Consider the following 21960-nt stretch of genomic DNA (forward strand, 5'->3'; position numbering starts at 1 on the left):
CCCTCAGACGCGCCGCATACCAATATGTGGAATATCATCTTCCAGGTATTCCTCACCCGCCACCACAAACCCATATCGTCCGTAATACCCCTGCAAATGCGCCTGGGCCGAGAGAAAAATCGGCGTTTGCGGCCAGATATCCTCAATGCGCTCAAGCGCCTCCTCCATCATGTGATGCCCCAGCCCGGTGCCCCGTGCCGCTGGCGAAACGATGACGCGACCAATCACCACATCGCCGCCCTGGGACTCCGGGTCCAGCAGGCGCAGGTAAGCCAATAGCTCATTATCTTGCCAGGCCATCAGGTGATGGGTGTCACCCGCCAGGTCCTGCCCGTCGATGTCCTGATACGCGCATTTCTGCTCGACGACGAATACCTCGCTGCGCAAGCGCAGGACGGCATACAGCTGGTCCTTGCCCAAGTCGTCGTGATGTTTGCAAATCCAATCAACCGTCATGATGTGTGCTCTTGTAAAGACGTGCCTGGATAGTAAGCGCGGCGGGCGCTGCTGTCTAAAATTGGCAAATGTGTGAATGGCGTCAATTTGCCATCATTGAGTGCGTGCGCTGCTGGTTGCTTTGTGTAATCTGCAATGCAGGCTCATTGATGAGCTACTGTTATCAGGCCACCGCCTGCCCGCCAAGGACTTTGAGCATGCCGAGATTGACTCGTGCCGTTGCTTTGATCGCAGTGCTGCTGCTGGCCCAGCCGGTGCTGGCACAGCGTCTGCGTCTGGTGGCGGATGGCTGGCCGCCCTTCACCGATGCCACCTTGATCAATGGCGGTTTGGCCACGGATATCGTCAGCACGGCCCTGGCCCGTGCGGGGTACGCCAGTGACTTTGAGCAGGTGCCCTGGGCCCGTGCGCTCAAGGGCGTGGGCGATGGGCGCTACGATGTGCTGATCAACGCCTGGTACGACGAAGCCCGCACGCAGTTTGGCCAGTTTTCTGCTGAGTACCTGCTTAACCGTGTGCGCTTTCTCAAGCGCAGCGACGATGACATTGTTTATCACAGCCTGGCCCGACTGCACGACGAGACCATCGCCGTGGTACGCGGTTACGCTTACTCGGCGGCGTTCGATCAAGACTCCCAGCTACAGAAAGTACCCGTGCACAACTTCGCCATGGCGGTGCGCATGCTCGCTGCGCGGCGTGTGCGGTTGACGCTGGAGGACGAATACGTAGCGCGTTATTACCTGGCTCGGGAGTCGCCGCGGGTGCGCAATGCGGTGGCGTTTGTGGGCAAGCCGTTGAGCGAGAACAGCCTGCACATTCTGGTCAGTTTGAAGAACCCCGAGCACGCGCAGATTGTCGCCAGCTTTGATCGGGAGATTGCCAGGATGAAGGCTGATGGCAGTTATGCGCGCTTGATGAAGGCGCATGGGATGTAGCGTGCTTGTGGGCCTCATAGCGGGCAAGTCCGGCTCCCACATTTTGCCCGCATTCTTATGTTGGAACTCGGTCAAATGTGGGAGCTGGCTTGCCTGCGATAGCGGTCTAAGCCGCACCGGTATCCTTGATCAGATGCGCCGCCAACGTACGCAACGGCCCCAACTGCCGGCAGATCAACGCCAACTGCGTCTGCACCAACCGCTGCGCCTCATCGATCTCATCGGGCATTTGCTCCAGCTCTGCCGCCAACCCTTCCTCGGCATCACTCTGGATCGCAATCGACTGTTTGTTGGCCAGGCCCGTGGCAATCTCATCGATGCTCGCCGCCAGGCTGTTGCCCGCGCCTTCGATCAAGTGCTCGCGCACGTCGGCCGGTAACTGAGTATCGCGGTGCGCACCCAACCCCGACAAATAGCTGAGCAAGGTGTGAGACAGCACCAGGAACCGAAAACCCACGTCGGCTTCCTTACGAAAGTGCCCCGGCTCCATCAGCATATTCGCCAGGGTGGTGGACAGCGCGGCGTCGGCGTTGTGGGCGTTGCGGCGGGCCAGGCGGTAAGCCAGGTCGTCGCTCTTGCCGGCGGCGTATTGCTGCATGATCTGGCGCAGGTAGATGCTGTTGCAGGTCAGGGTGTTGGCCAGCACTTTGTTCAAGCGCCGGCCTTGCCAGTCCGGCAGGAACAGGAATACCGCCAGGCCAGCGATCAGGCTGCCGAGCAAGGTATCGAACAGGCGTGGCAGGAACAGCCCGTAGCCATCACCCACCTGGTTGAAGCAGAACAGCACCATCAGGGTGATCGCAGCCGTCGCCAGGGTGTAGCGGGTGGTGCGGTTGATAAAGAACACCAGGCCGGCGGCGATAGCGAACATCGACTGCACCACCGGGTTGGGGAACAGATCGAACAGCGCCCAGGCCACGGTGAGGCCGATGGCGGTGCCGATAATCCGCTGGCCGAGCTTGCGCCGGGTGGCGCCGTAGCTCGGTTGGCAGACGAACAGGGTGGTGAGGATGATCCAGTAACCCTGGGACGCGTGGATAGCGTGCAGGGTGGCGTAGCCGACGGTCAACGCCAGGGACAGGCGAAGGGCATGGCGAAACAGCAGCGAGGTGGGTGTGAGTTGGGTGCGCAGGCGTGTCCACATTTCCTTGAGGTTGCGCGGGGCGCGGTCCAGCAGGTTACTGTCGGTGGCGTCCGCCAGGGCATCGGGGTTGCTGGCATCGCCAAGCAGGCGGTCGAGTGTGGACAGGTTGGCCGCCAAGGCGCGCAATGAACGCAGCAGGCCGCGCCAGGCCGGGTTGCTCTGGATGCGCAGATGCTCCAGGGACGCGTTGAGGTCGCCCAGGGCCTGGGCAAAACTGTCGTCATAGATGAACGGTTGGCGCAGTTGGATCGACTCGGCCAGGGTCTGGCAGGCCTTGCCTTGCTGGCGCAGCAAGCGCTGGCAGCGAAACAGCACATCGCTATGGAAGAAGGCTTCAGTGAGGGCGTTGTAGGGGTAGTGGGAGGAACTGGCGCGCTCGTGGATGTCCTGGGCCAGGAAGTACAGTTTCAGGTAGCGGCTGACCTTCGAGCCCGGTCGCCCATTGCCGACGCGGTGCAGGATGATTTCCTTCGCGGCATTCAGCGCAGCCACTACCCGGCCATTTTGCTGGGCCAATTCCAGGCGCCGCGCTTCCACGTCCAGCTGCCGGATCGGTTCGAACAACGATGACTTGAGCTTGAGGTAGCGCCCCAGCTCGCGGAACAATCGCGCCAGGCTCTGCTGTACCGGCTGGTTGGAAAACAGCGCCTGCCACAGTACGGACAACACACCGTACCAGGCGGCACCGGCCACCAGCAGCAGCGGCTCATGCCAGAAATCCGTGACGGCGCCACCGCGCTGGTCCACGCCGATCATGGTGTATACCGACAGAATCAAGGTGGCCGAAGCAATCGCGCCATAGCGTTCGCCCAGTGCGCCGAGCATGGTCAGGCCGAAACTGGCCAGGGCCAGGGCGATGGCAAATATCCAGGGGTAAGGGAACAGCAGCTCCACCGACAGCGCGGCAATGCTGAAACACACCAGTGTCACCGCCAGCGCGTTGAGGCGGCCTTGCCAGCTGTCATCGGTCTCGGCCAGGGCGCTGGCGATAATCCCCAGGAAGAGCGGGATCAGCAGCGTCATTTCATCCTGGTACCAACACAACGCCATGCTGCCGGTGAGGGCGATGAACACCCGTACGCTGTAGCTGAATTTATCCAGCGCCCACAGGCGCCGCATGGACTGCTTGAACGAGGTCGATGACATGAAGTCTGGAGTCTTCCGGGACGTTGTCGCTAAATTGAGCCAGTAATGACGCCACGGCAAGCGTAGCGATCACATCGGACAGCAAAATTTTCAGTATCACTGCAAAACCAATGTGGGAGCGGGCATGCCTGCGATAACGATGTGGGATTCACTGCCGCTATCGCAGGCAAGCCAGCTCCCACAGGGGATTGCATCTCAAGGTGCACGTCAGGCGTATTGCGCGGCCGCGTAGCCCGAGGCCCACGCCCACTGGAAGTTGAACCCGCCCAGGTGGCCGGTCACGTCCAGCACTTCGCCGATAAAGTACAGGCCGGGGCTTTTCAGCGATTCCATGGTCTTGGAGGACACTTCCCGCGTATCCACCCCGCCCAATGTTACCTCGGCGGTGCGATAACCCTCGGTGCCGGCCGGTACCAGTTGCCAGCTCCCCAGCTTTTGCGCGATATCGGCAATTTCAGCGTGGGTGTACTGCTTCATAGGCTTGGATTCGAACCAGCTTTGGGCCAGCAGGTTGGCCATCTTCTTGGTGAAGATCTCACCCAACAGGGTTTTCAATTCGCTGTTGGGGTGTTCGGCCTGTTGCTGTTGCAGCCAGGCATGGGCGTCGTGGTCGGGCAGCAGGTTGATTTCTACCGTGTCGCCGGAGTGCCAATACGAGGAAATCTGCAAAATCGCCGGCCCGCTCAGGCCTCGATGGGTGAACAGGATATTCTCGCGAAAGCTCTGGCCGTTGCAGCTCACCAGGCAGTCGACCGAGGTGCCGGACAACTCGCCGCACAACTCCTTGAGCTGGTCGGTGATGGTGAACGGCACCAGCCCGGCGCGGTTCGGCAGCAGTTCATGGCCGAATTGCCTGGCCACTTGGTAGCCGAAACCGGTGGCGCCCAGCGTCGGGATCGACAAGCCGCCAGTGGCGATCACCAGGGATTCACAGCGCAGCTCACCCAGGGTGGTTTGCAGTTGATAGCCGCTTTCGAGCTTGGCGATTGCCTCGATGGAAGTGTCCAGGTGCAGGCTCACGCCGGTCTGGATGCACTCGTCGAGCAGCATGCCGAGGATGTCGCTGGACTTGTTGTCGCAGAACAGCTGGCCGAGTTTCTTCTCGTGGTACGGCACGCCGTGCTTGGCCACCAGCCCGATGAAATCCCACTGGGTATAGCGGGCCAGGGCGGATTTGCAGAAGTGCGCGTTGTGCGAGAGGAAGTTGGCCGGCTCGGTGTACATGTTGGTGAAGTTGCAGCGGCCGCCACCGGACATCAGGATTTTCTTGCCGGCCTTGTTGGCGTGGTCGATCAACATCACCTTGCGCCCACGCCCGGCGGCGGTCAGCGCGCACATCAAGCCTGCGGCGCCGGCGCCAATGATCACAACTTCGGTCGAGCGCACAGCCATGTCCTCACAAAACTATTGATTTGAAATGCAATCAACACTGTGGGAGCTGGCTTGCCTGCGATGGCGGTAGTGGATTCACCGTCGCTATCGCAGGCAAGCCAGCTCCCACAGTGATTCGGTCCTTGCAGTCACTATGTTGTTACAGGATACGCACGCGCAGCGAACGACCTTTGATCTTGCCGTCATTCAAACGCTGCAACGCCTGCTTGGCGATGCCGCGTTCCACGGCCACGAAAGCCTGGAAGTCAAAGATAGCGATCTTGCCGACCTGGGCACCCGGAATGCCGGCTTCACCGGTCAATGCACCGAGGATGTCGCCTGGGCGAACCTTGTCTTTACGCCCGGCGGCGATGCACAGGGTGCTCATCTGCGGCAGCAACGGGCCACCGCTTTGCGGCTTGAGATTGTCCAGTTGGTCCCAGTTCAGCGGCGACTTCTGCAGTTGCTCGATGGCCTGGGCGCGGTGGGCTTCGGACGGCGCCACCAGGCTGATGGCGATGCCGGTCTCACCGGCACGGCCGGTACGGCCTACACGGTGGATGTGAATTTCCGAGTCGCGGGCCAGTTCGACGTTGATCACCATGTCCAGGGCGTCGATGTCCAGTCCTCGGGCGGCGACGTCGGTGGCCACCAGCACCGAGGTGCTGCGGTTGGCAAACATCGCCAGTACCTGGTCACGGTCGCGCTGTTCCAGGTCACCATGCAGGCCAACGGCGGAAATGCCTTTGGAGATCAGGTGGTCGACGGTTTCCTGCACTTGCTGCTTGGTAAAGCAGAACGCCACGCAGGAGGCAGGGCGGAAGTGCGCCAGCACCTTGGTCACGGCGTCCATGCGCTCTTCCGGGGAGATCTCGTAGAAGCGTTGTTCGATCTGGTCGTCGGAGTGGAACGCTTCGGCTTTCACTTGCTGAGGCGCACGCATGAACTTGGAGGCCAGTTGCTTGATGCTCACCGGGTAAGTGGCCGAGAACAGCAGGGTCTGGCGGCGCGGTGGGGTCTTGCTGATGATGTCTTCGATGGCGTCGTAGAAGCCCATGTCGAGCATGCGGTCGGCTTCGTCGAGGATCAGGGTGTTCAAGCCGTCCAGCACCAGTGAACCTTTACGCAGGTGCTGCTGGATGCGGCCCGGGGTGCCGACGATGACGTGGGCGCCGTGCTCCAGGGAGGCAATCTGTGGGCCGAGGGACACGCCGCCGCACAGGGTCAGCACCTTGATGTTGTCTTCGGCACGGGCCAGGCGACGGATTTCCTTGGCTACCTGGTCGGCCAGTTCGCGGGTCGGGCACATCACCAGCGCCTGGCACCCGAAGTAGCGCGGGTTGATCGGGTTCAGCAGGCCGATGCCGAATGCGGCAGTCTTGCCGCTGCCGGTCTTGGCCTGGGCAATGAGGTCCAGCCCTTTGAGGATCACCGGCAAGCTTTGCGCCTGGATCTGCGTCATCTCGACGTAACCCAGCGAGTCGAGGTTAGCCAGCATGGCGGCGGACAGGGGCAAAGTATTAAAAGCGGTGGCGATGGTAGTCACGGGACTGGCTCTGCAAAACAAAATGTCGCGCAGTGTACCAGCCTCGTGGGATTTTCCCCGCAAGTTCTCGACGAGACGCCCGTTAGTGCTCGATATCGTGCTCGCGGCTGACCACCCGTTTGCCGTCCTTGGGCGACAGCTGCAGGAAGATCGCCGCCGCCAGCATCGCCATGAGGCCCACTGTGAGGAAGGTCAGTTGGAAGGCGCCCAGCACGGTATTGACCCCGTCATTGCCGGCTTCGGCGGTAAAGCCGCCGAGCAATGCACCGGCACAGGCCACGCCCAGGCTCAGGGACAACTGCGCCACTACCGACAGCAAGCTGTTGCCGCTGCTGGCCTGGGCGTCGTCGAGGTCGATCAGGGTGACGGTGTTCATGGCGGTAAATTGCAGGGAGTTGATGGCCCCCAGTACCGCCAGCATGGCCAACAGCAGCGGGTAGGGCGTTTGTTCGCTGACCAGGCCCATGCTCGCCAGCATCAGGCCCAGGGCCAGGGTGTTGCCGGTCAGGACGATGCGGTAGCCGAGGCGCTCGATAAGCGGACGTGCGATGGACTTGGCGAACATCGCCGCCGCCGCCAGTGGCAACATGCTCATGCCGGCTTCCGACGGCGAATAGCCCAGCGCCACCTGCAGCAGCAGCGGTACCAGGAACGGCAATGCGCCGCTGCCCAGGCGCGCAAACAGATTGCCCAGAATCCCCACGGCAAAGGTGCGCGTCTTGAACAGCACCGGCGAGAACAGCGGGTTATCGATATGCCCGGCGCGCAGCCAGTACGCCGCCAGGCAGGCGAACCCGCCGAACAGCAGCAATATCACGCGCAGATGCGGCAGGTGCAGTTCGCCCAGGCCTTCCATGGCGATGGTGATCAGCACCATCGCCGCGCCGAACAGCAGAAAGCCCAGGCCGTCGAAGCGCGTGCGCTCGCTGCCGCGCAGGTCGGGGATGAATTTCCACACGGCGTAGCAGCCGATCATGCCCACCGGCAGGTTGATCAGGAAGATCCAGTGCCAGGTCAGGTATTGCACCATCCAGCCGCCCATTGTCGGGCCAAGCAAGGGGCCAAGCAGGCCGGGAATGGTGATGAAGCCCATGATCCGCACCAACTCGGAGCGCGGATAAGCCCGCAGTACCACCAGCCGTCCGACCGGCAGCATCAGCGCACCGCCCAGGCCCTGGATCACCCGTGCGCCCACCAGCATGCTCAAGCTACTGGACAGCGCACACAGCAGCGACCCGATGCTGAACAGCATGATCGCACCAAAGAAAATCTTCTTGGTGCCAAAGCGGTCAGCGATCCAGCCCGACGCCGGAATCAGCAAGGCAACGGTGAGCATGTAGGCGATCACCACGCCTTGCATGCGCAGCGGGTTTTCCGCGAGGTCCTGCGCCATGGCCGGTAGCGCGGTGTTGAGAATCGTCCCGTCCAGCGACTGCATGAAGAAGGCAATCGCTACCACCCAGGGGAGCCAGCGGGCGGTCTTGGCATCGAGAGGGGCACGATTCGGCATGGGATCCCTTTTAATTAGCAGGCTATGTGTTGGCGATTATGCGCCATCCGTCGCCGCTTTTCCCACTGGCGGTTCGTCTATATCTGACAATGTCACATGCTCGCCCACCAGGAAATCCAGCAACGCCCGATGCACTGCCAGCGCGGCTTCGCGGGACTCCAGGTCCAGCAGATGGCCGGTGTGTTCGGCCACCGCAAAGCTGCTGCGGCCTACGTAGTGTTTGAACAGCTGGGCTTCGTCGGCCGGCGTGTATTCGTCCAGCGCGCCGTTGAGAAAGTGCACCGGTGTTTCAATCTGCCGCAGCGCCGGCAAGTAGTTGCCATCGCCCAAGCCCAGCACCTGATGGATATGAAAGCGCGCCTGGCGGTATTCGGTGGTGGCCATGGTCGACAGGTGTCGATGGTTATTGCGCTTGAGGCGCGGCGACAGGTATTTGCCAACCGTTTCGTTGAGCAGATGGCCGACCGCCGACTTGTCATCGGCCTCGATCAGCACACGCACGCGCTCGACATATTCCAGCATCGCCTGGTTGAGGTTGGGCGCCAGGGCCATCACCACCGAGCTTTCGATGGAGGGCGGGTTGTGCGCCAGGGTCAACAGCGTGGAGATGCCGCCCCATGAGGCCGACACCAGATGGTTGACCGCAAAGCGTGCTACCAAGGCACGCAGGATTTGCACCTCGTCGTCCTTGGTGACCAGGTCGAGTTCGGTGTTGTGCTCGCGTGACAAGCCAGAGAATGGCAAGTCGAACAGCAGCACATTGAAGTGCTCGGCCAGGCATTTGCTGGTGCGGGCAAAGGAGCGCGTGGTGGACAACGCGCCATTGACCATCAGTACGGTTTTTCTATGCGGGTCGTTACCCAGTTGCTCTACGTGAACGTTGTAGTGCTTGTACAGTTTTTCTATGACGAAACTTCCATGGTTCATGTCAACGCTCCAGCTTGCCTTTCCCGGGCAAGGTTATGCTCTCGTGGGCAGGGGTGGCGAGAAGCCATTAACCGTTATAACGAGGAATAAGCAGAGCGACAACATGCCGAACGGCCAAAGTAGGCGGGATAGAAGTTTCGTCGCAGCGCAGGTTATTGAACTGTAGGAGCGAGCTTGCTCGCGAAAAACGACAACGATAACGCAGCGCTGACAGCCAGCCCGCGGTGTCTGTACGTTCTTCGCGAGCAAGCTCGCTCCTACAGTTTATAAAGTCAGCGTCAAACGGTTTACCAAAGCGCCTGGCAACAGGTTGGAAGCGGTGTTGCGCTGGTCATAGGTACTGGCCGACAACAGCAGCTCCCGATCAGCGGTCAGCGCTTCCAATTGCGAACCGAGCAACTGATAGACACTGTCATCAAAGCGCATGGTGCTGACCGGCGCCTTGATCTCGCCGTTTTCCACCCAGAAGGTCGCAAAGCGCGTCATGCCGGTCAGGCGCGCTGCCGGCAGGTCGGAGTAGTTCAGGTACCAGAGGTTGCTGATATACAGACCGGTGCCCAACTGCTTGAGAATATCGGCCTGGGCCAGGCTGCCGGCCGCCATTTGCAGGGCGCTGGGCGACTCGTCGCTGCTGGCGCCGTTGGTGTTCAAGCCGTATTCGGCGGCGCTGCGCGAGTTGACCAACTGGCCCTCGGCTTTGCCTGCGTTGATCAGGGTGACATCCTCACGCGGGTAGCCTTCAGTGGAAAACGCCTGGCTCAGGGAGCCGCTGATCTGCTCATCCACCGTCACCAGCGGGCTCAATGACTGATCACCCGCGTACAGGCGTTGCAACGAACTGCCTTTGCTCGCGATGGCCTGGGCCGAAAAACCACCCCAGGTGATGATGCTGATGATTTCTTCCAGCGCTGCCGGCGCCAGGTAGGCGCGGTACTGGCCTGGCGCCAGGTTGTGCAGCGGACGACCGAGAAACGCCAGTTGCTCACGGGCCTGTTGGAAACGGGCGGCGAATTCGGCGCTGTTCCAGGTGTGCCCGGCGTAGCTGGCTTTTACCGCTTCGCCATTGGCGTGGAACAGGCTGAAGTCGAAATTGAAGCTGTTAGCCCGGTGCCAGCCGAACGCCCCCGATGAGCTGGCGAAACCACGGCTGATCGGGCCGGCGGCGTAGAAGCCAACCAGGTCCACGCCATCGGCGGCCTGGCTGATGTCGTCCAGCACTTGGGCCAGTTCCGGCAGCGGGCGCAGCTGTTCGTTATGGCTGTGCCAGGCGTCGGGATTCAGCAGCAGGTACGGGTCAGGCGGCAACAGCGGCAAGGTCTCGCGCAGTTGTTGCAGGCCATTCGCCAGGCGCTGGCGATCCAACTGCGCCTCGCCGGACAGGGTGATACCCAGGTCGGCGTGGCGCCCATCGTTGATCAGCTTGAAGTTCAGGCTGGCCTGCTGTACCTGGCCGGCCTGGCGTACCTGCGCGTGGTTGAAGCGCACGAACTCGGACGCCTCATCCGCGTAGCCGAGATGAAATTGTTCTTGATCGGTGACCGCCTGCTTGAGCCAATCCACCAAAGCCTTGAAGTGGTTCATCAGGCATCTCCCCCAAATACATCGACATTGCTGAATACACAGGCCGGCGACGCATGGCCGACACGGATCACCTGGTTGGGTTCGCCCTTGCCGCAGTTCGGCGTGCCCAAGACCTTGAAGGTGCTGGCGTCGCCTACCGCGCTGAGCTTGCGCCAGAACTGCGCGGAAATCGCCCGGTAGTTGGGGTTCTTCACCACGCCCTTGAGTTCGCCGTTTTCGATCAACTGGCCCCACTCGCAGCCGAACTGGAACTTGTTGCGCGCATCGTCGATGGACCACGAACGGTTGGTCGACATCAGGATGCCGCTCTCAATGCCGCCCACCAATTGCGCGAGGCTTTTATCCCCAGGTTCGATATTCAGGTTGGCCATGCGGTCGATGGGCGCACGGTTCCAGCTGCAGGCGCGGCTGTTGGCGACGCCTGGCAGGTTGGCGCGAAATTGCGATAAGGCCCCGCCCAAGGGCTTGAGCAGCAGGCCTTCGCGAATCAGAAATTGCTTGCTGGCAGGCGTGCCGTCGTCGTCATGAGCGTAGCTGGCAAGCTGTTCGGGGATGTCCGGGTCGAAGGTGACGTTGAGCAGCGGTGAGCCATATTGCAGGTGGCCGAAGTCGCTGGCTTTCACAAAACTGGTGCCGGCGTAATTGCGCTCGTCACCAAGGATGCGATCCAGCTCCAGCGGATGGCCGATCGACTCGTGGATCTGCAGGATCATTTGGTCGGGCATCAGCAGCAGGTCACGCGGGCCGTGGGGCGTATTCGGTGCGAGCAGCAATTGCAGGGCTTCGTCGGCCACCTTGCGGGCGGCGCCCACCAGGCCAAAACGCTGGATCACCCCGGCACTGCCTTGCTGGCCGAAGTTGGTACCGCCCAGGGTACGGGTCTGGCTGTCGTTGCCGTCGAAGGCGGTCACACTCAGGCCCGGAAAGACAAAGCGCTGGGCCTGACGCAATTGCGCGCCAGCGCTGTTGAGATAGATCTGTTCAACCCGCGTGGTCCCCAGGCTGACCTCCCAGCTCACCAGGCGCTCATCCTTGGGCACGGCGGCGGACTCATCGCCGAGCAATTGGTAGCAGTCGCTCAGGGATGGGAAGGGCTGGTCGAGGTCGGGCGACAGGTAGTCGGCGACGTCGCTGGACACTGGCTGCTGGTGCAGGTCGAGCAGGGCGTGAGGCTTGATCAACCGGGCTTGCTGTTCAGCGCGCTCAAGGGCGGCTTGCAGGCCGGCAAGGGAAATGTCGTTGGTCGCGGCGTAGGCTTCCACGCCGTTGAGACGCACGGTAAGCATGGCGCCTTCGTCATGGCCCAGGTGAGGCGGCTCGGCGACGTTCTTGCGTACTGACAGGTACTGACCGGATTCGCGCACGTAGCGCAGGGAGAAAAATTCGGCGGTGGTGCGCAGGGCACCGAAGTGTTTCTTGAGCGTGGCGTGGTGTTCGAACATGGGGCCTTCCTTGTGGGCGGCTCGGCGCGGGCAGGCGAACAGAGTAGGCCTGGGCGGGGAGCTGATCAAGGGAGGTTTTGTTGTGTGATCGTTCCCACGCTCTGCGTGGGAATGCCACCCTGGACGCTCTGCGTCCGCTCTTGAAGGGCGTGACGCAGAGCATCACAGGATGCGTTCCCACGCGGAGTGGGAACGATCAATCACTGGGGTGTTTCGGTTACTGCGCCAATGGCCCTACTTCACGCATAGGCTTGCCACGCACCGGCGCATCGCCTGCTACGTAGTAGTCAGCGGTGCTGCGCGGCAGTGGCTTGCGGCCACGGATCTTGTCGGCGATTTTCTCGGCGATCATGATCGTTGGCGCGTTCAGGTTGCCGGTGGTGATGATCGGCATGATCGAGGCATCGACCACACGCAAGCCCTGCATGCCATGCACGCGGCCTTCGCCATCGACTACGGCCATCTCGTCGGTGCCCATCTTGCACGAGCAGGACGGGTGGAACGCGGTCTCGGCGTGCTCGCGGATGAACTTGTCCAACTGTTCATCGGTTTGCACTTCAATGCCGGGGCTGATTTCGCGGCCACGGTACGGGTCCAGTGCCGGCTGCTGCATGATTTCACGGGTCAGGCGGATGCCATCGCGGAACTCCTGCCAGTCCTGCTCGGTGGCCATGTAGTTGAAGAGGATGCTCGGGTAGTCCCGTGGGTTCTTCGACTTCAGCTGGATACGGCCACGGCTTGGCGAACGCATGGAGCCCATGTGCGCCTGGAAACCGTGCTCTTTCACACCGTTGCTGCCGTTGTAGTTAATCGCTACCGGCAGGAAGTGGTACTGGATGTTTGGCCACTCGAACTCTTCACGGGTACGGATAAAACCGCCCGCTTCGAACTGGTTGCTGGCGCCGATGCCGGTGCCGTTGAACAGCCATTCGGCACCAATCGCCGGCTGGTTGTACCAGAGCAGCGAGGGGTACAGCGACACTGGCTGGGTGCACGCGTATTGCAGGTACAGCTCAAGGTGGTCCTGCAGGTTTTCACCCACGCCAGGCAGGTCGTGAACCACCGGGATGTCGAGGCTTTCCAGCAGTTTGGCCGGGCCGACACCGGAGCGTTGCAGCAGTTGCGGCGAAGCGATTGCGCCACTGCACACCAGCACTTCTTTGCGCGCACGGGCTTCAACGCGTTCTTCGGCAGCGCCGATCAGGTAACGCACGCCGACCGCACGCTTGCCTTCGAACAAGACTTTGTCGGTGAGGGCATGGGTGACGATGGTCAGGGTCGAGCGCTTTTTAGCCGTGTCCAGGTAGCCGCGTGCGGTGCTGGCGCGACGGCCGTTCGGCGTGACAGTACGGTCCATCGGGCCGAAGCCTTCTTGCTGGTAGCCGTTCAAATCTTCGGTACGTGGGTAACCGGCCTGTACGCCCGCTTCAACCATGGCGTGGAACAGCGGGTTGTTGCCCGCTTTCGGCGTGGTCACGCTGACCGGGCCGTCGCCACCGTGCCAATCGTTGGGGCCGATGTCGCGGGTTTCGGCTTTGCGGAAATACGGCAGGCAGTCCAGGTAGGTCCAGTCTTCCAGGCCCGGCAGCTTCGACCAGTTGTCGTAGTCCATGGCGTTGCCGCGGATGTAGCACATGCCGTTGATCAGGGAAGAACCACCCAGGCCCTTGCCGCGCCCGCATTCCATCCGGCGGCCGTCCATGTGTGGCTCTGGATCGGTTTCGTAGGCCCAGTTGTAGCGGCGGCCTTGCAGCGGGAAAGCCAGGGCGGCTGGCATCTGGGTGCGGAAGTCGAGGCGGTAGTCCGGGCCACCGGCCTCCAGCAGCAAAACAGTGACGCCTTCGTCTTCGGTCAGACGGGTCGCCAGGGTGTTACCGGCAGAGCCGGCACCCACAATGATGTAATCGTATTCTTGGGACATGAATGTACCCTCGTAAAATGGGTTCAGGCTGCTTTTGTGGCGAGGGAGCTTGCTCCCGTTCGACTGCGCAGCAGTCGCAAAATCAGCGCTCGAGTTCTGTCTGAAAGAACTACTGGGTCTGGAATGGGGCTGCTTCGCAGCCCAGCGGGAGCAAGCTCCCTCGCCACAGAGGAGCATTCCAGGCCCATAAGGTGTTAGAACACCGAGGCGTAATCGCCCAACTCAACCTGTACCGATTTGATGCGGGTGAAGTTGTTCAGCGAGCTGATCCCGTTCTCACGGCCCACCCCCGACTGCTTGTAGCCGCCAACCGGCATCTTCGCGTCGGACTCGCCCCAGGCGTTGATCCAGCAGATACCGGCTTCCAACTGATGAATCACGCGGTGGGCGCGGTTCAGGTCCTTGGTCACCAGGCCAGCGGCCAGGCCGAAGTCGGTGTCGTTGGCACGGCGGATCACTTCTTCTTCGGTCTCGTAGGTGAGGATGCTCATCACCGGGCCGAAGATTTCTTCACGCACGATCACCATGTCATCGGTGCAGTCGGTGAACACGGTCGGGGCCACGAAGGCGCCTTTGGCGAAGTCACCCTCGGTCAGGCGGTCGCCGCCGCACAGCAGGCGGGCGCCTTGCTCTTTGCCTTTGGCGATGTAGCCCAGCACGCTTTCCATGTGGGCGAAGCTGACCAGCGGGCCGAAGTTGGTGTTTTCGTCTTCCGGGTTGCCGATGCGAATACGCGCCACACGCTCGACGATCTTGGCTTCGAACGCGGCTTGCAGGTGCTTGGGCACGAACACGCGGGTGCCGTTGGTGCAGACCTGACCGGAGCTGTAGAAGTTGGCCATCATGGCGGTGTCGGCGGCGCGGTCGAGGTCGGCGTCGTCGAAAATGATCAGCGGGGACTTGCCGCCCAGCTCCATGGTCACGTCCTTGAGCGAGGAGCTCGACGCGCTGGCCATGACTTTCTTGCCGGTGTCGGTGCCGCCGGTGAAGGAGACTTTCTCAATGCGCGGGTGCTCGGTCAGCCAGGTGCCGACTTCACGGCCGCTGCCGGTCAGTACGTTGAACACGCCCGCTGGAACGCCAGCCTCGGTGTAGATCTCGGCCAGTTTCAGGGTGGTCAGCGAGGTGACTTCGCTTGGCTTGAAGATCATCGCGTTACCGGCAGCCAGGGCCGGTGCGGATTTCCACAGGGCGATCTGGATCGGGTAGTTCCACGCGCCGATACCGGCAACCACGCCCAGCGGCTCGCGGCGGGTGTAGACAAACGAGGTGTCGCGCAGTGGGATCTGCTCGCCTTCGATGGCAGGTACCAGGCCGGCGTAGTATTCCAGCACGTCAGCGCCGGTGACGATGTCGACGTACTTGGTTTCGGAGAAGGCTTTACCGGTGTCCAGGGTTTCCAGGGCGGCCAGTTCATCGTTGCGCTCGCGCAGGATGTCCACGGCACGGCGCAGGATGCGCGAACGTTCCATGGCGGTCATGGCGGCCCAGATTTTCTGGCCTTTTTCAGCGCTGGCCACGGCACGTTCAACGTCGTCTTTGGTGGCGCGTTGCACTTGGGCGAGAACTTCACCGTTAGCCGGGTTGATGGCTTCGAAGGTGGCATCGCTGCCAGCGTCGCTGTAGCCGCCGTCAATGTAGAGTTTTTGCAGGTCGAAACGGGCCATAAAGTCCTCGCAAGTGCATAAGTGGTTGGCGTTACCCGCCGAACAGTGGGCCATGGGGGTGTGGCAACACTGAGCGGCGGACGTTCAGGGGTTGAGCATTTATAAGGGCTCTAACTCACCTGCTTGGCCAATTGGAAATCCATGTATTCGTAAGCGATCCGTTGCGCCTGCTCCGTGTCGAAAGCGTCTCCCGACAGGGCGCCGCGCAACCACAAACCGTCGATCAAAGCCGCCAGCCCGCGGGCTGCGCTGCGTGCCTCGGGTAGCGGCATCGCACGGCGGAACTGGCAACACAGGTTGGAATACAGACGGTGATCGTTGATCCGCTGCAACCTGTGCAATGACGGGTGGTGCATGCTGGTGGCCCAGAAGGCCAGCCAGGTTTTCATTGCCGGGCCGTTGACCTGGCTGGCGTCGAAGTTGCCTTCGATGATCACCTGAAGGTGCGCCCGTGGGCTGTCATCCTTCAAGGCACGCCTGCGCTCTTGCACGTTCTCGATCAGCGCATTCATCAGGTAGCGCATCGTCGCTGCGATCAGGCCGTTCTTGTCCTGAAAGTAGTGGCTGATGATGCCGTTCGAGACGCCGGCCAGACGGGCGATCAGCGCAATGCTGGCATCTCCCATCCCGACCCGATCGATGGCCGTCAACGTGGCTTCGATCAACTGCTGGCGGCGTATGGGTTGCATACCGACCTTGGGCATGTAGCACCTCTCCTTAGGCCTGCCGATGGGCGATCCACGTCCGTCGGCTTGAGGGCCAGTCTATTTTGTTTTGATTGAACGTTCAATCAACAAAGAATAAGATCTGCGACAAATGGTCGCTGCCTACAGATGTTTCCTACCTGCGAGCTGCAACCTTCGACACCTGCAAAAACCCTTGAAACAGGCCACTTCAGAGCCTGATCACCGCTTAGGCGGGCTCAAGAATTTTGGGGTGTCTTTATAACACCCGTCCGTCGACTGCCGAAAAATCGATGTCCCGGGATAACCGTTGCCTTGTGTTTCTCTCTCGCACTGCCTGGAGCATCTGCGCCATGAGTTCTGCCTCTCTTATAAAGACCCCACCGGAAAAGGTCCGGGTCAACGGTTGGGTGTTCTACACCTCCACCGCGCTGATTTTATTGTTGACCGCCATTCTGATCGTCGCCCCGCAGGAGGCCGGGCGCATGCTCGGTGTCGCACAGGCCTGGCTGTCGAAAAGCTTTGGCTGGTACTACATGGTGGTCATCGCCGCCTACCTGGTGTTTGTGGTCGGCCTGGCGTTTTCGTCCTATGGGAAACTTAAGCTGGGTGCGAAGGACGATACCCCAGACTTCAGCTACGGCGCCTGGGCCGGCATGTTGTTCTCGTCGGGTATCGGCATCTCGCTGTTGTATTTCGGTGCGTCCGAGCCGTTGGACCATTACTTCAACCCGCCCGAAGGCGCTGCCGCCAGCAATGGCGCGGCACGCCAGGCGCTGCAGCTGACCTTCCTGCACTGGGGCCTGCACGGCTGGGCGATCTATGCGCTGGTCGGCCTGGCCGTGGCGTACTTTGCGTACCGCCACAACCAACCGCTGGCCCTGCGTTCGGCGCTGTACCCGCTGGTGGGCGAGCGTTGGGTGAAGGGCGCGGCTGGCCATGCGGTAGACGGTTTCGGCATGTTCGTGACCCTGCTGGGCCTGGTGACCAACCTGGGGATCGGCTCGATGCAAGTGTCGTCGGGGCTGGAAAACCTGTTCGGCATGGAGCACAGCAATACCAATTTGCTGATCGTGATCATCGTGATGAGCACCGTGGCGACCATTGCCGCCGTGTCGGGTGTGGAAAACGGTATTCGCCGCCTGTCCAACCTCAACATCGTGCTGTTCAGCGGTTTGCTGATCTTCGTGCTGCTGTTCGGCCCCACCTTGCACCTGCTCAATGGCCTGGTGCAGAACACCGGTGATTACCTCAACGGTATCGTGCTGAAAACCTTCGACCTGTATGTGTACGAAGGCGACGGTGCCAAGACCGAACGCTGGATGGGCCTGTGGACTCTGTTCTACTGGGCCTGGTGGATTTCCTGGGCGCCATTTGTGGGCATGTTCATCGCGCGTATTTCCCGTGGTCGCACCGTGCGCGAACTGGTGGCTGGCGTATTGCTGATCCCGCTGGGCTTTACCCTGGCGTGGCTGTCGATCTTCGGCAACTCGGCCCTGGACCTGGTGTTGAACCATGGGGCGGTGGAGTTGGGCAAGACGGCGCTGGAGCAACCGTCCATGGCCATCTACCAGCTGCTTGAGCATTACCCAGCGTCGAAAGTGGTGATCGGCGTGTCGATCTTCGTGGGCTTCGTGCTGTTCCTGACGCCTGCGGATTCCGGCGCGGTGATGATGGCCAACCTTTCCTGCAAAGGCGGCAATGTGGATGAAGATGCGCCGCACTGGTTGCGTATCTTCTGGTCGGCGGTGATCACCCTGGTGACCATCGGCCTGCTGTTTGCCGGCAACTTCGAAGCCATGCAAACCATGGTGGTGCTGGCGGGGCTGCCGTTCTCTGTGGTGCTGGTGTTCTTTATGTTCGGTTTGCACAAGGCCATGCGCCAGGACGTGGCCACCGAACAGGAGCAAGCGCAATTGGCTGAACGCGGGCGTCGTGGTTTCAGCGAGCGCTTGACGGCGCTGGACCTGCAACCGAGCCAGGCCACCGTGCAGCGCTTTATGGACAAGCACGTAACGCCGGCGTTGGAAGAAGCCGCGAGTGCGTTGCGTGATCAGGGCCTGGAAGTGCAGACCCTGCTGGGCAAATCCAAGCGCTGCATCGGCGTGCGGATCGAGATGGACGAGGGCAACCCGTTTGTCTACGAAGTGAGCCTGGATGGCTACTCGGCGGCACCGGCTGACCTGCCTGAAGAAGAGCGCACCCGTTACTACCGTGCCGAGGTGTACCTGCACAACGGGCCGCAGGAGTATGACCTGATGGGCTTCACCCAGGAGCAGATCACCCGGGATGTGCTCGATCAGTTTGAAAGCCATCGGCAGCTCCTTGGCCGGGTCTATAGCTGATAATTGAAGCCTGGTGGTGTCTTCCCTGACATGATCGTTCCCACGCTCTGCGTGGGAACACCGCCATGGACGCTCCGCGTCCCGCTCTTGAAGTCGTGACGCGGAGCGTCACAGGGTGCATTCCCACGCAGAGCGTGGGAACGATCCAGTAGGTTTTGCAGGGTTGCCTTAACCCAGGTTTTTGCCCAGCAGGGCGTGGTAGAGCTCACTGTCTCCCAAAATCCCCACCACCTTGTTGTTGTCGTGCAGCACCAGCTTGTTGCCTGTCTGGTAGCGAATCTGCAGTGCATCGCGCATGCCGATGTTCGAGTCCACCAACGTCGGTACGCGGCCCAAGCCTTCCACGGCTTGCCCTGGCGCCCAGTTCTGCAGGTTCATCGTCACGCCATTCTGGCGTGCGCCCTGGATGGTGTTGCCTTCAGCCAGGTCCAGCCAAGAGTCGCCACCCGGATCAAGGCATACCGAACCATTCACACGCGTGCAGTTATCCAGGGTGCGCATCAGGCTGCGCCCGCACAGCACGTTCAACGGGTTGGTATGGGCGACGAAGGTGCGCACATAGTCGTCCGCCGGGTTCAGCACGATCTCTTCCGGCACGCTGTACTGGATGATCTTGCCGTCTTTCATGATCGCGATACGGCTGCCGAGCTTGAGTGCTTCATCCAGGTCGTGGCTGACGAACACGATGGTCTTGCTCAATTTGCGTTGCAGTTCCAGTAGCTCATCTTGCAAGCCTTGGCGGATCAGCGGGTCGAGGGCCGAGAAGGGTTCGTCCATCAGCAGGATATCGGCGTCCATCGCCAGGGCGCGAGCCAGGCCGACGCGTTGCTGCATGCCACCGGACAACTCGTCGGGCTTCTTGTTGCGCCATTGGCTCAGGCCCACCAGTTCGAGTTTCTCGTCCACCAGTGTGCGTCGTTCTTTCTCTGGGCGGCCCTGCATCTCCAGGCCGAAGCTGATGTTCTCGCGCACCGTCAGCCATGGCATCAGGGCGAACTTCTGGAACACCATGGCGATGCGTTTGGTGCGCATCATTTTCAGCTCTGCGGGGGTGCAGGAGGCGATGTCGATCTGACGCCCTTCATGCTCCACAAACAGCTGGCCACGGCTGACGGTATTGAGGCCGTTGATGCAGCGCAGCAAGCTGGATTTGCCTGAGCCCGAGAGGCCCATCAGCACACAGATCTCGCCTTTCTCGATATCCAGGCTGGCGTTCTCGACGCCGACGATCTGCCCGGTCTTCTTCAGGATTTCGTTACGGCTCATGCCCTGGTCCAGCAGCTTGAGCGCTTCGCGTGGGTCTTTGGAAAAGATCACGTCGACTTTGTCGAATCGGATAATGCTCATGCATCACCCCCTACTTTAGCGTCGGGTTGTTTGCAGATACGGTCGAGCATGATGGCGAGCAACACAATGGCCAGGCCCGCTTCAAAGCCCAGCGCAATATCGGCGGTGTTGAGTGCGTTGACCACCGGCTTACCGAGGCCGTCGGCGCCTACCAGGGCCGCGATCACCACCATCGACAACGACAGCATGATGCATTGGGTAATGCCGGCGGCGATGCTCGGCATGGCGTGGGGCAGTTCAATGCGCGAGAGCAACTGGCGGCGCGAGCAGCCAAAGGCCTTGCCGGCGTCCATCAATTCTTGCGGGACGTCGCGGATACCCAGGTAGGTCAGGCGGATCGGCGCGGCAATCGCGAACACCACCGTGGAAATCAGCCCAGGCACCACACCCAGCCCGAAGAGGGTCAGGGTAGGGATGAGGTAGACGAAGGTCGGCACGGTCTGCATCAGATCGAGTACCGGCCGCATCATGGTGTAGAACATCGGCTTATGCGCGGCAACAATGCCCAGCGGCACACCGATGACCACGCAGACCAGGGTGGCGAACAGCACCTGCGCGAGGGTTTCCATGGTTTCCTGCCAGTACCCCAGGTTGAGGATCAGCAGGAAGGAGGCGATGACAAAAACAGTCAGTCCCCATTTACGTTGAATAAAGTGAGCCAGCAGCGCAATCAGACCGATCAATGCCAGTGGATTGAACCAGGTCAGCGCAAACGTCACGCCGTGGATCATCGTTTCCAGTGTCGATGCGATTGCGTCGAAGTAGTTGGCACCGTGTTGGGTCAACCAGTCGACGAAGGCAGCGATGTACTGGCCTAGTGGGATTTTCTGTTCAGTCAGCATGGTAGTGAATGTCCACATGCGAAGGGGAAAACATCCCAGGCCAGCGCACCGGCCTGGGGTCAGCGGGTGCTATTTGGCGAGGTAAGCTTTAACGGCATCGAGCCCTGGTTTGCCATCAACGGTGGTGACACCGGCGAGCCAGGTGTCGAGCACTTGCGGGTTCTTCTGCAGCCAGGCCTTGGCGGCAGCATCGGCCTTCATCTTGTCGTCCAGGACGTTACCCATCAGGGTGCTTTCCATGTCGAGCGTGAACACCAGGTTTTTCAGCAACTGACCAACGTTGCTGCATTCCTGGGTGTAGCCTTTGCGGGTGTTGGTGTAGATGGTGGCCTGGCCGTAGTTGGGGCCGAACGAGTCGTCACCGCCGGTCAGGTACTTCATCTTGAAGCGAGTGTTCATCGGGTGCGGTTCCCAGCCGAGGAACACGATGGCCTGGTTGCGCTTGGAGGCGCGTTCGACCTGGGAGAGCATGCCGGCTTCGCTGGATTCGACCACCTTGAAACCGGCGGTTTTCAGGCCGAAGGCATCTTTGTCGATCAGCGTCTGGATGGTGCGATTGCCATCGTTGCCCGGCTCGATGCCGTAGATCTTGCCGCCCAGCTCATCCTTGAATTTGGCGATGTCGGCGAAGTCTTTCAGGCCCTTCTCATACAGCGCCTCTGGGACCGCCAGGGTGTACTTGGCGTTCTCCAGGTTGGCGCGCACGGTTTCCACGGTGCCGGCATCACGGTACTGCTTGATGTCGTTTTCCATGGTCGGCATCCAGTTGCCGAGGAAGATATCCATGTTCTTGCCGTCGGCCAGGGACTTGTAAGTCACAGGTACCGAAATCATCGTGGTGCGCGGCTTGTAGCCCAGGCCCTTGAGGATCTCGCTGGTGGTCGCGGTGGTGACGGTGATGTCGGTCCAGCCGACATCGGAGAAGTTGACGGTCTTGCACTGTTCCGGTTCTGCGGCGTGTGCCACGACTGGCAGACTCAGCATGGCGGCCAACAACAACGAGGGTGAACCTTTCATGTGGGTAGACTCCTGTGTCTTTTCTGGCGGCATTCGCCGCGCTTTATAAGTGTTGCGGTTGGAGCGTGCGACAACAGCTC

The 21960-nt window shown here is 61.1% G+C and carries 16 protein-coding genes; 2 read left to right on the top strand and 14 right to left on the bottom strand.

Annotated elements, in window-relative coordinates:
- Positions 1–3 precede the first annotated feature (3 nt).
- A complete protein-coding gene (locus tag APH41_RS26195; protein WP_034128903.1) occupies positions 4–456 on the bottom strand; it encodes a GNAT family N-acetyltransferase in 453 nt (150 codons plus the stop codon).
- Between the two features lie 197 nt (positions 457–653).
- On the opposite strand from APH41_RS26195, the gene APH41_RS26200 reads away from it, so the two are divergent.
- On the top strand, positions 654–1391 hold the full coding sequence (locus APH41_RS26200) for an ABC transporter substrate-binding protein (RefSeq protein ID WP_034128902.1): 738 nt from the start codon (positions 654–656) through the stop codon (positions 1389–1391).
- A gap of 106 nt (positions 1392–1497) precedes the next feature.
- Here APH41_RS26200 and yccS read toward each other — a convergent pair whose 3' ends face one another.
- From yccS to betI, 10 genes are all read right to left on the bottom strand, one after another.
- Positions 1498–3681: a YccS family putative transporter gene (yccS, locus tag APH41_RS26205; protein ID WP_034128901.1), complete on the bottom strand. Its 2184-nt coding sequence runs from the start codon at positions 3679–3681 to the stop codon at positions 1498–1500.
- A gap of 207 nt (positions 3682–3888) precedes the next feature.
- The gene (locus tag APH41_RS26210; RefSeq protein ID WP_054922384.1) at positions 3889–5067 is read right to left on the bottom strand and encodes an NAD(P)/FAD-dependent oxidoreductase; all 1179 of its coding nucleotides are present in this window, start codon (positions 5065–5067) and stop codon (positions 3889–3891) included.
- Positions 5068–5212: 145 nt separating this feature from the next.
- On the bottom strand, positions 5213–6550 hold the full coding sequence (gene dbpA / locus APH41_RS26215; protein ID WP_256220343.1) for an ATP-dependent RNA helicase DbpA: 1338 nt from the start codon (positions 6548–6550) through the stop codon (positions 5213–5215).
- 130 nt (positions 6551–6680) lie between these two features.
- On the bottom strand, positions 6681–8108 hold the full coding sequence (mdtD, locus tag APH41_RS26220) for a multidrug transporter subunit MdtD (RefSeq protein ID WP_034128900.1): 1428 nt from the start codon (positions 8106–8108) through the stop codon (positions 6681–6683).
- Between the two features lie 36 nt (positions 8109–8144).
- A complete protein-coding gene (locus tag APH41_RS26225) occupies positions 8145–9035 on the bottom strand; it encodes an alpha/beta fold hydrolase (protein ID WP_034128899.1) in 891 nt (296 codons plus the stop codon).
- Between the two features lie 264 nt (positions 9036–9299).
- Positions 9300–10616, bottom strand: a complete 1317-nt coding sequence (locus tag APH41_RS26230; RefSeq protein WP_054922359.1) for a TldD/PmbA family protein — start codon at positions 10614–10616, stop codon at positions 9300–9302.
- Positions 10616–12058 (bottom strand): TldD/PmbA family protein, encoded by a 1443-nt coding sequence (locus APH41_RS26235; protein ID WP_054922362.1) that lies wholly within the window; start codon positions 12056–12058, stop codon positions 10616–10618. The genes APH41_RS26230 and APH41_RS26235 overlap by 1 nt, the downstream gene beginning before the upstream one ends.
- A 217-nt stretch (positions 12059–12275) precedes the next feature.
- Complete coding sequence (gene betA / locus APH41_RS26240) at positions 12276–13979, bottom strand: choline dehydrogenase (RefSeq protein WP_054898187.1); 1704 nt, start codon at positions 13977–13979, stop codon at positions 12276–12278.
- A gap of 194 nt (positions 13980–14173) precedes the next feature.
- Positions 14174–15646, bottom strand: a complete 1473-nt coding sequence (gene betB, locus APH41_RS26245; protein WP_054922365.1) for a betaine-aldehyde dehydrogenase — start codon at positions 15644–15646, stop codon at positions 14174–14176.
- A gap of 110 nt (positions 15647–15756) precedes the next feature.
- Positions 15757–16350, bottom strand: a complete 594-nt coding sequence (gene betI, locus APH41_RS26250) for a transcriptional regulator BetI (RefSeq protein WP_054898188.1) — start codon at positions 16348–16350, stop codon at positions 15757–15759.
- A 389-nt stretch (positions 16351–16739) separates the two neighbouring features.
- On the opposite strand from betI, the gene APH41_RS26255 reads away from it, so the two are divergent.
- Complete coding sequence (locus tag APH41_RS26255) at positions 16740–18674, top strand: BCCT family transporter (RefSeq protein WP_230633881.1); 1935 nt, start codon at positions 16740–16742, stop codon at positions 18672–18674.
- Positions 18675–18842: 168 nt separating this feature from the next.
- Here the strand turns inward: APH41_RS26255 and choV are convergent, their stop codons facing one another.
- From choV to APH41_RS26270, 3 genes are all read right to left on the bottom strand, one after another.
- Positions 18843–20021, bottom strand: coding sequence for a choline ABC transporter ATP-binding protein (gene choV / locus APH41_RS26260; protein ID WP_054922367.1), 1179 nt, complete (start codon positions 20019–20021; stop codon positions 18843–18845).
- The gene (gene choW, locus APH41_RS26265; RefSeq protein ID WP_003194913.1) at positions 20018–20863 is read right to left on the bottom strand and encodes a choline ABC transporter permease subunit; all 846 of its coding nucleotides are present in this window, start codon (positions 20861–20863) and stop codon (positions 20018–20020) included. Before choW ends, choV begins: the two co-directional genes overlap by 4 nt.
- 69 nt (positions 20864–20932) lie before the next feature.
- Positions 20933–21880, bottom strand: coding sequence for a choline ABC transporter substrate-binding protein (locus APH41_RS26270; RefSeq protein WP_034128893.1), 948 nt, complete (start codon positions 21878–21880; stop codon positions 20933–20935).
- Positions 21881–21960 lie beyond the last annotated feature (80 nt).

It is taken from the genome of Pseudomonas sp. NBRC 111138 (genome assembly GCF_001320835.1).
In the GTDB taxonomy this organism is placed as follows: domain Bacteria; phylum Pseudomonadota; class Gammaproteobacteria; order Pseudomonadales; family Pseudomonadaceae; genus Aquipseudomonas; species Aquipseudomonas paracarnis.

Bases quoted from the DNA above. Each gene is read 5' to 3' on its own strand.
- betI (WP_054898188.1), bottom strand. From the start codon at position 16,350: ATGCCCAAGGTCGGTATGCAACCCATACGCCGCCAGCAGTTGATCGAA.
- APH41_RS26195 (WP_034128903.1), bottom strand. From the start codon at position 456: ATGACGGTTGATTGGATTTGCAAACATCACGACGACTTGGGCAAGGAC.
- APH41_RS26235 (WP_054922362.1), bottom strand. From the start codon at position 12,058: ATGTTCGAACACCACGCCACGCTCAAGAAACACTTCGGTGCCCTGCGC.
- mdtD (WP_034128900.1), bottom strand. From the start codon at position 8,108: ATGCCGAATCGTGCCCCTCTCGATGCCAAGACCGCCCGCTGGCTCCCC.
- dbpA (WP_256220343.1), bottom strand. From the start codon at position 6,550: ATGCTGGCTAACCTCGACTCGCTGGGTTACGTCGAGATGACGCAGATC.
- APH41_RS26200 (WP_034128902.1), top strand. From the start codon at position 654: ATGCCGAGATTGACTCGTGCCGTTGCTTTGATCGCAGTGCTGCTGCTG.
- choV (WP_054922367.1), bottom strand. From the start codon at position 20,021: ATGAGCATTATCCGATTCGACAAAGTCGACGTGATCTTTTCCAAAGAC.
- APH41_RS26270 (WP_034128893.1), bottom strand. From the start codon at position 21,880: ATGAAAGGTTCACCCTCGTTGTTGTTGGCCGCCATGCTGAGTCTGCCA.
- choW (WP_003194913.1), bottom strand. From the start codon at position 20,863: ATGCTGACTGAACAGAAAATCCCACTAGGCCAGTACATCGCTGCCTTC.
- betA (WP_054898187.1), bottom strand. From the start codon at position 13,979: ATGTCCCAAGAATACGATTACATCATTGTGGGTGCCGGCTCTGCCGGT.
- APH41_RS26225 (WP_034128899.1), bottom strand. From the start codon at position 9,035: ATGAACCATGGAAGTTTCGTCATAGAAAAACTGTACAAGCACTACAAC.
- betB (WP_054922365.1), bottom strand. From the start codon at position 15,646: ATGGCCCGTTTCGACCTGCAAAAACTCTACATTGACGGCGGCTACAGC.
- APH41_RS26230 (WP_054922359.1), bottom strand. From the start codon at position 10,616: ATGAACCACTTCAAGGCTTTGGTGGATTGGCTCAAGCAGGCGGTCACC.
- yccS (WP_034128901.1), bottom strand. From the start codon at position 3,681: ATGTCATCGACCTCGTTCAAGCAGTCCATGCGGCGCCTGTGGGCGCTG.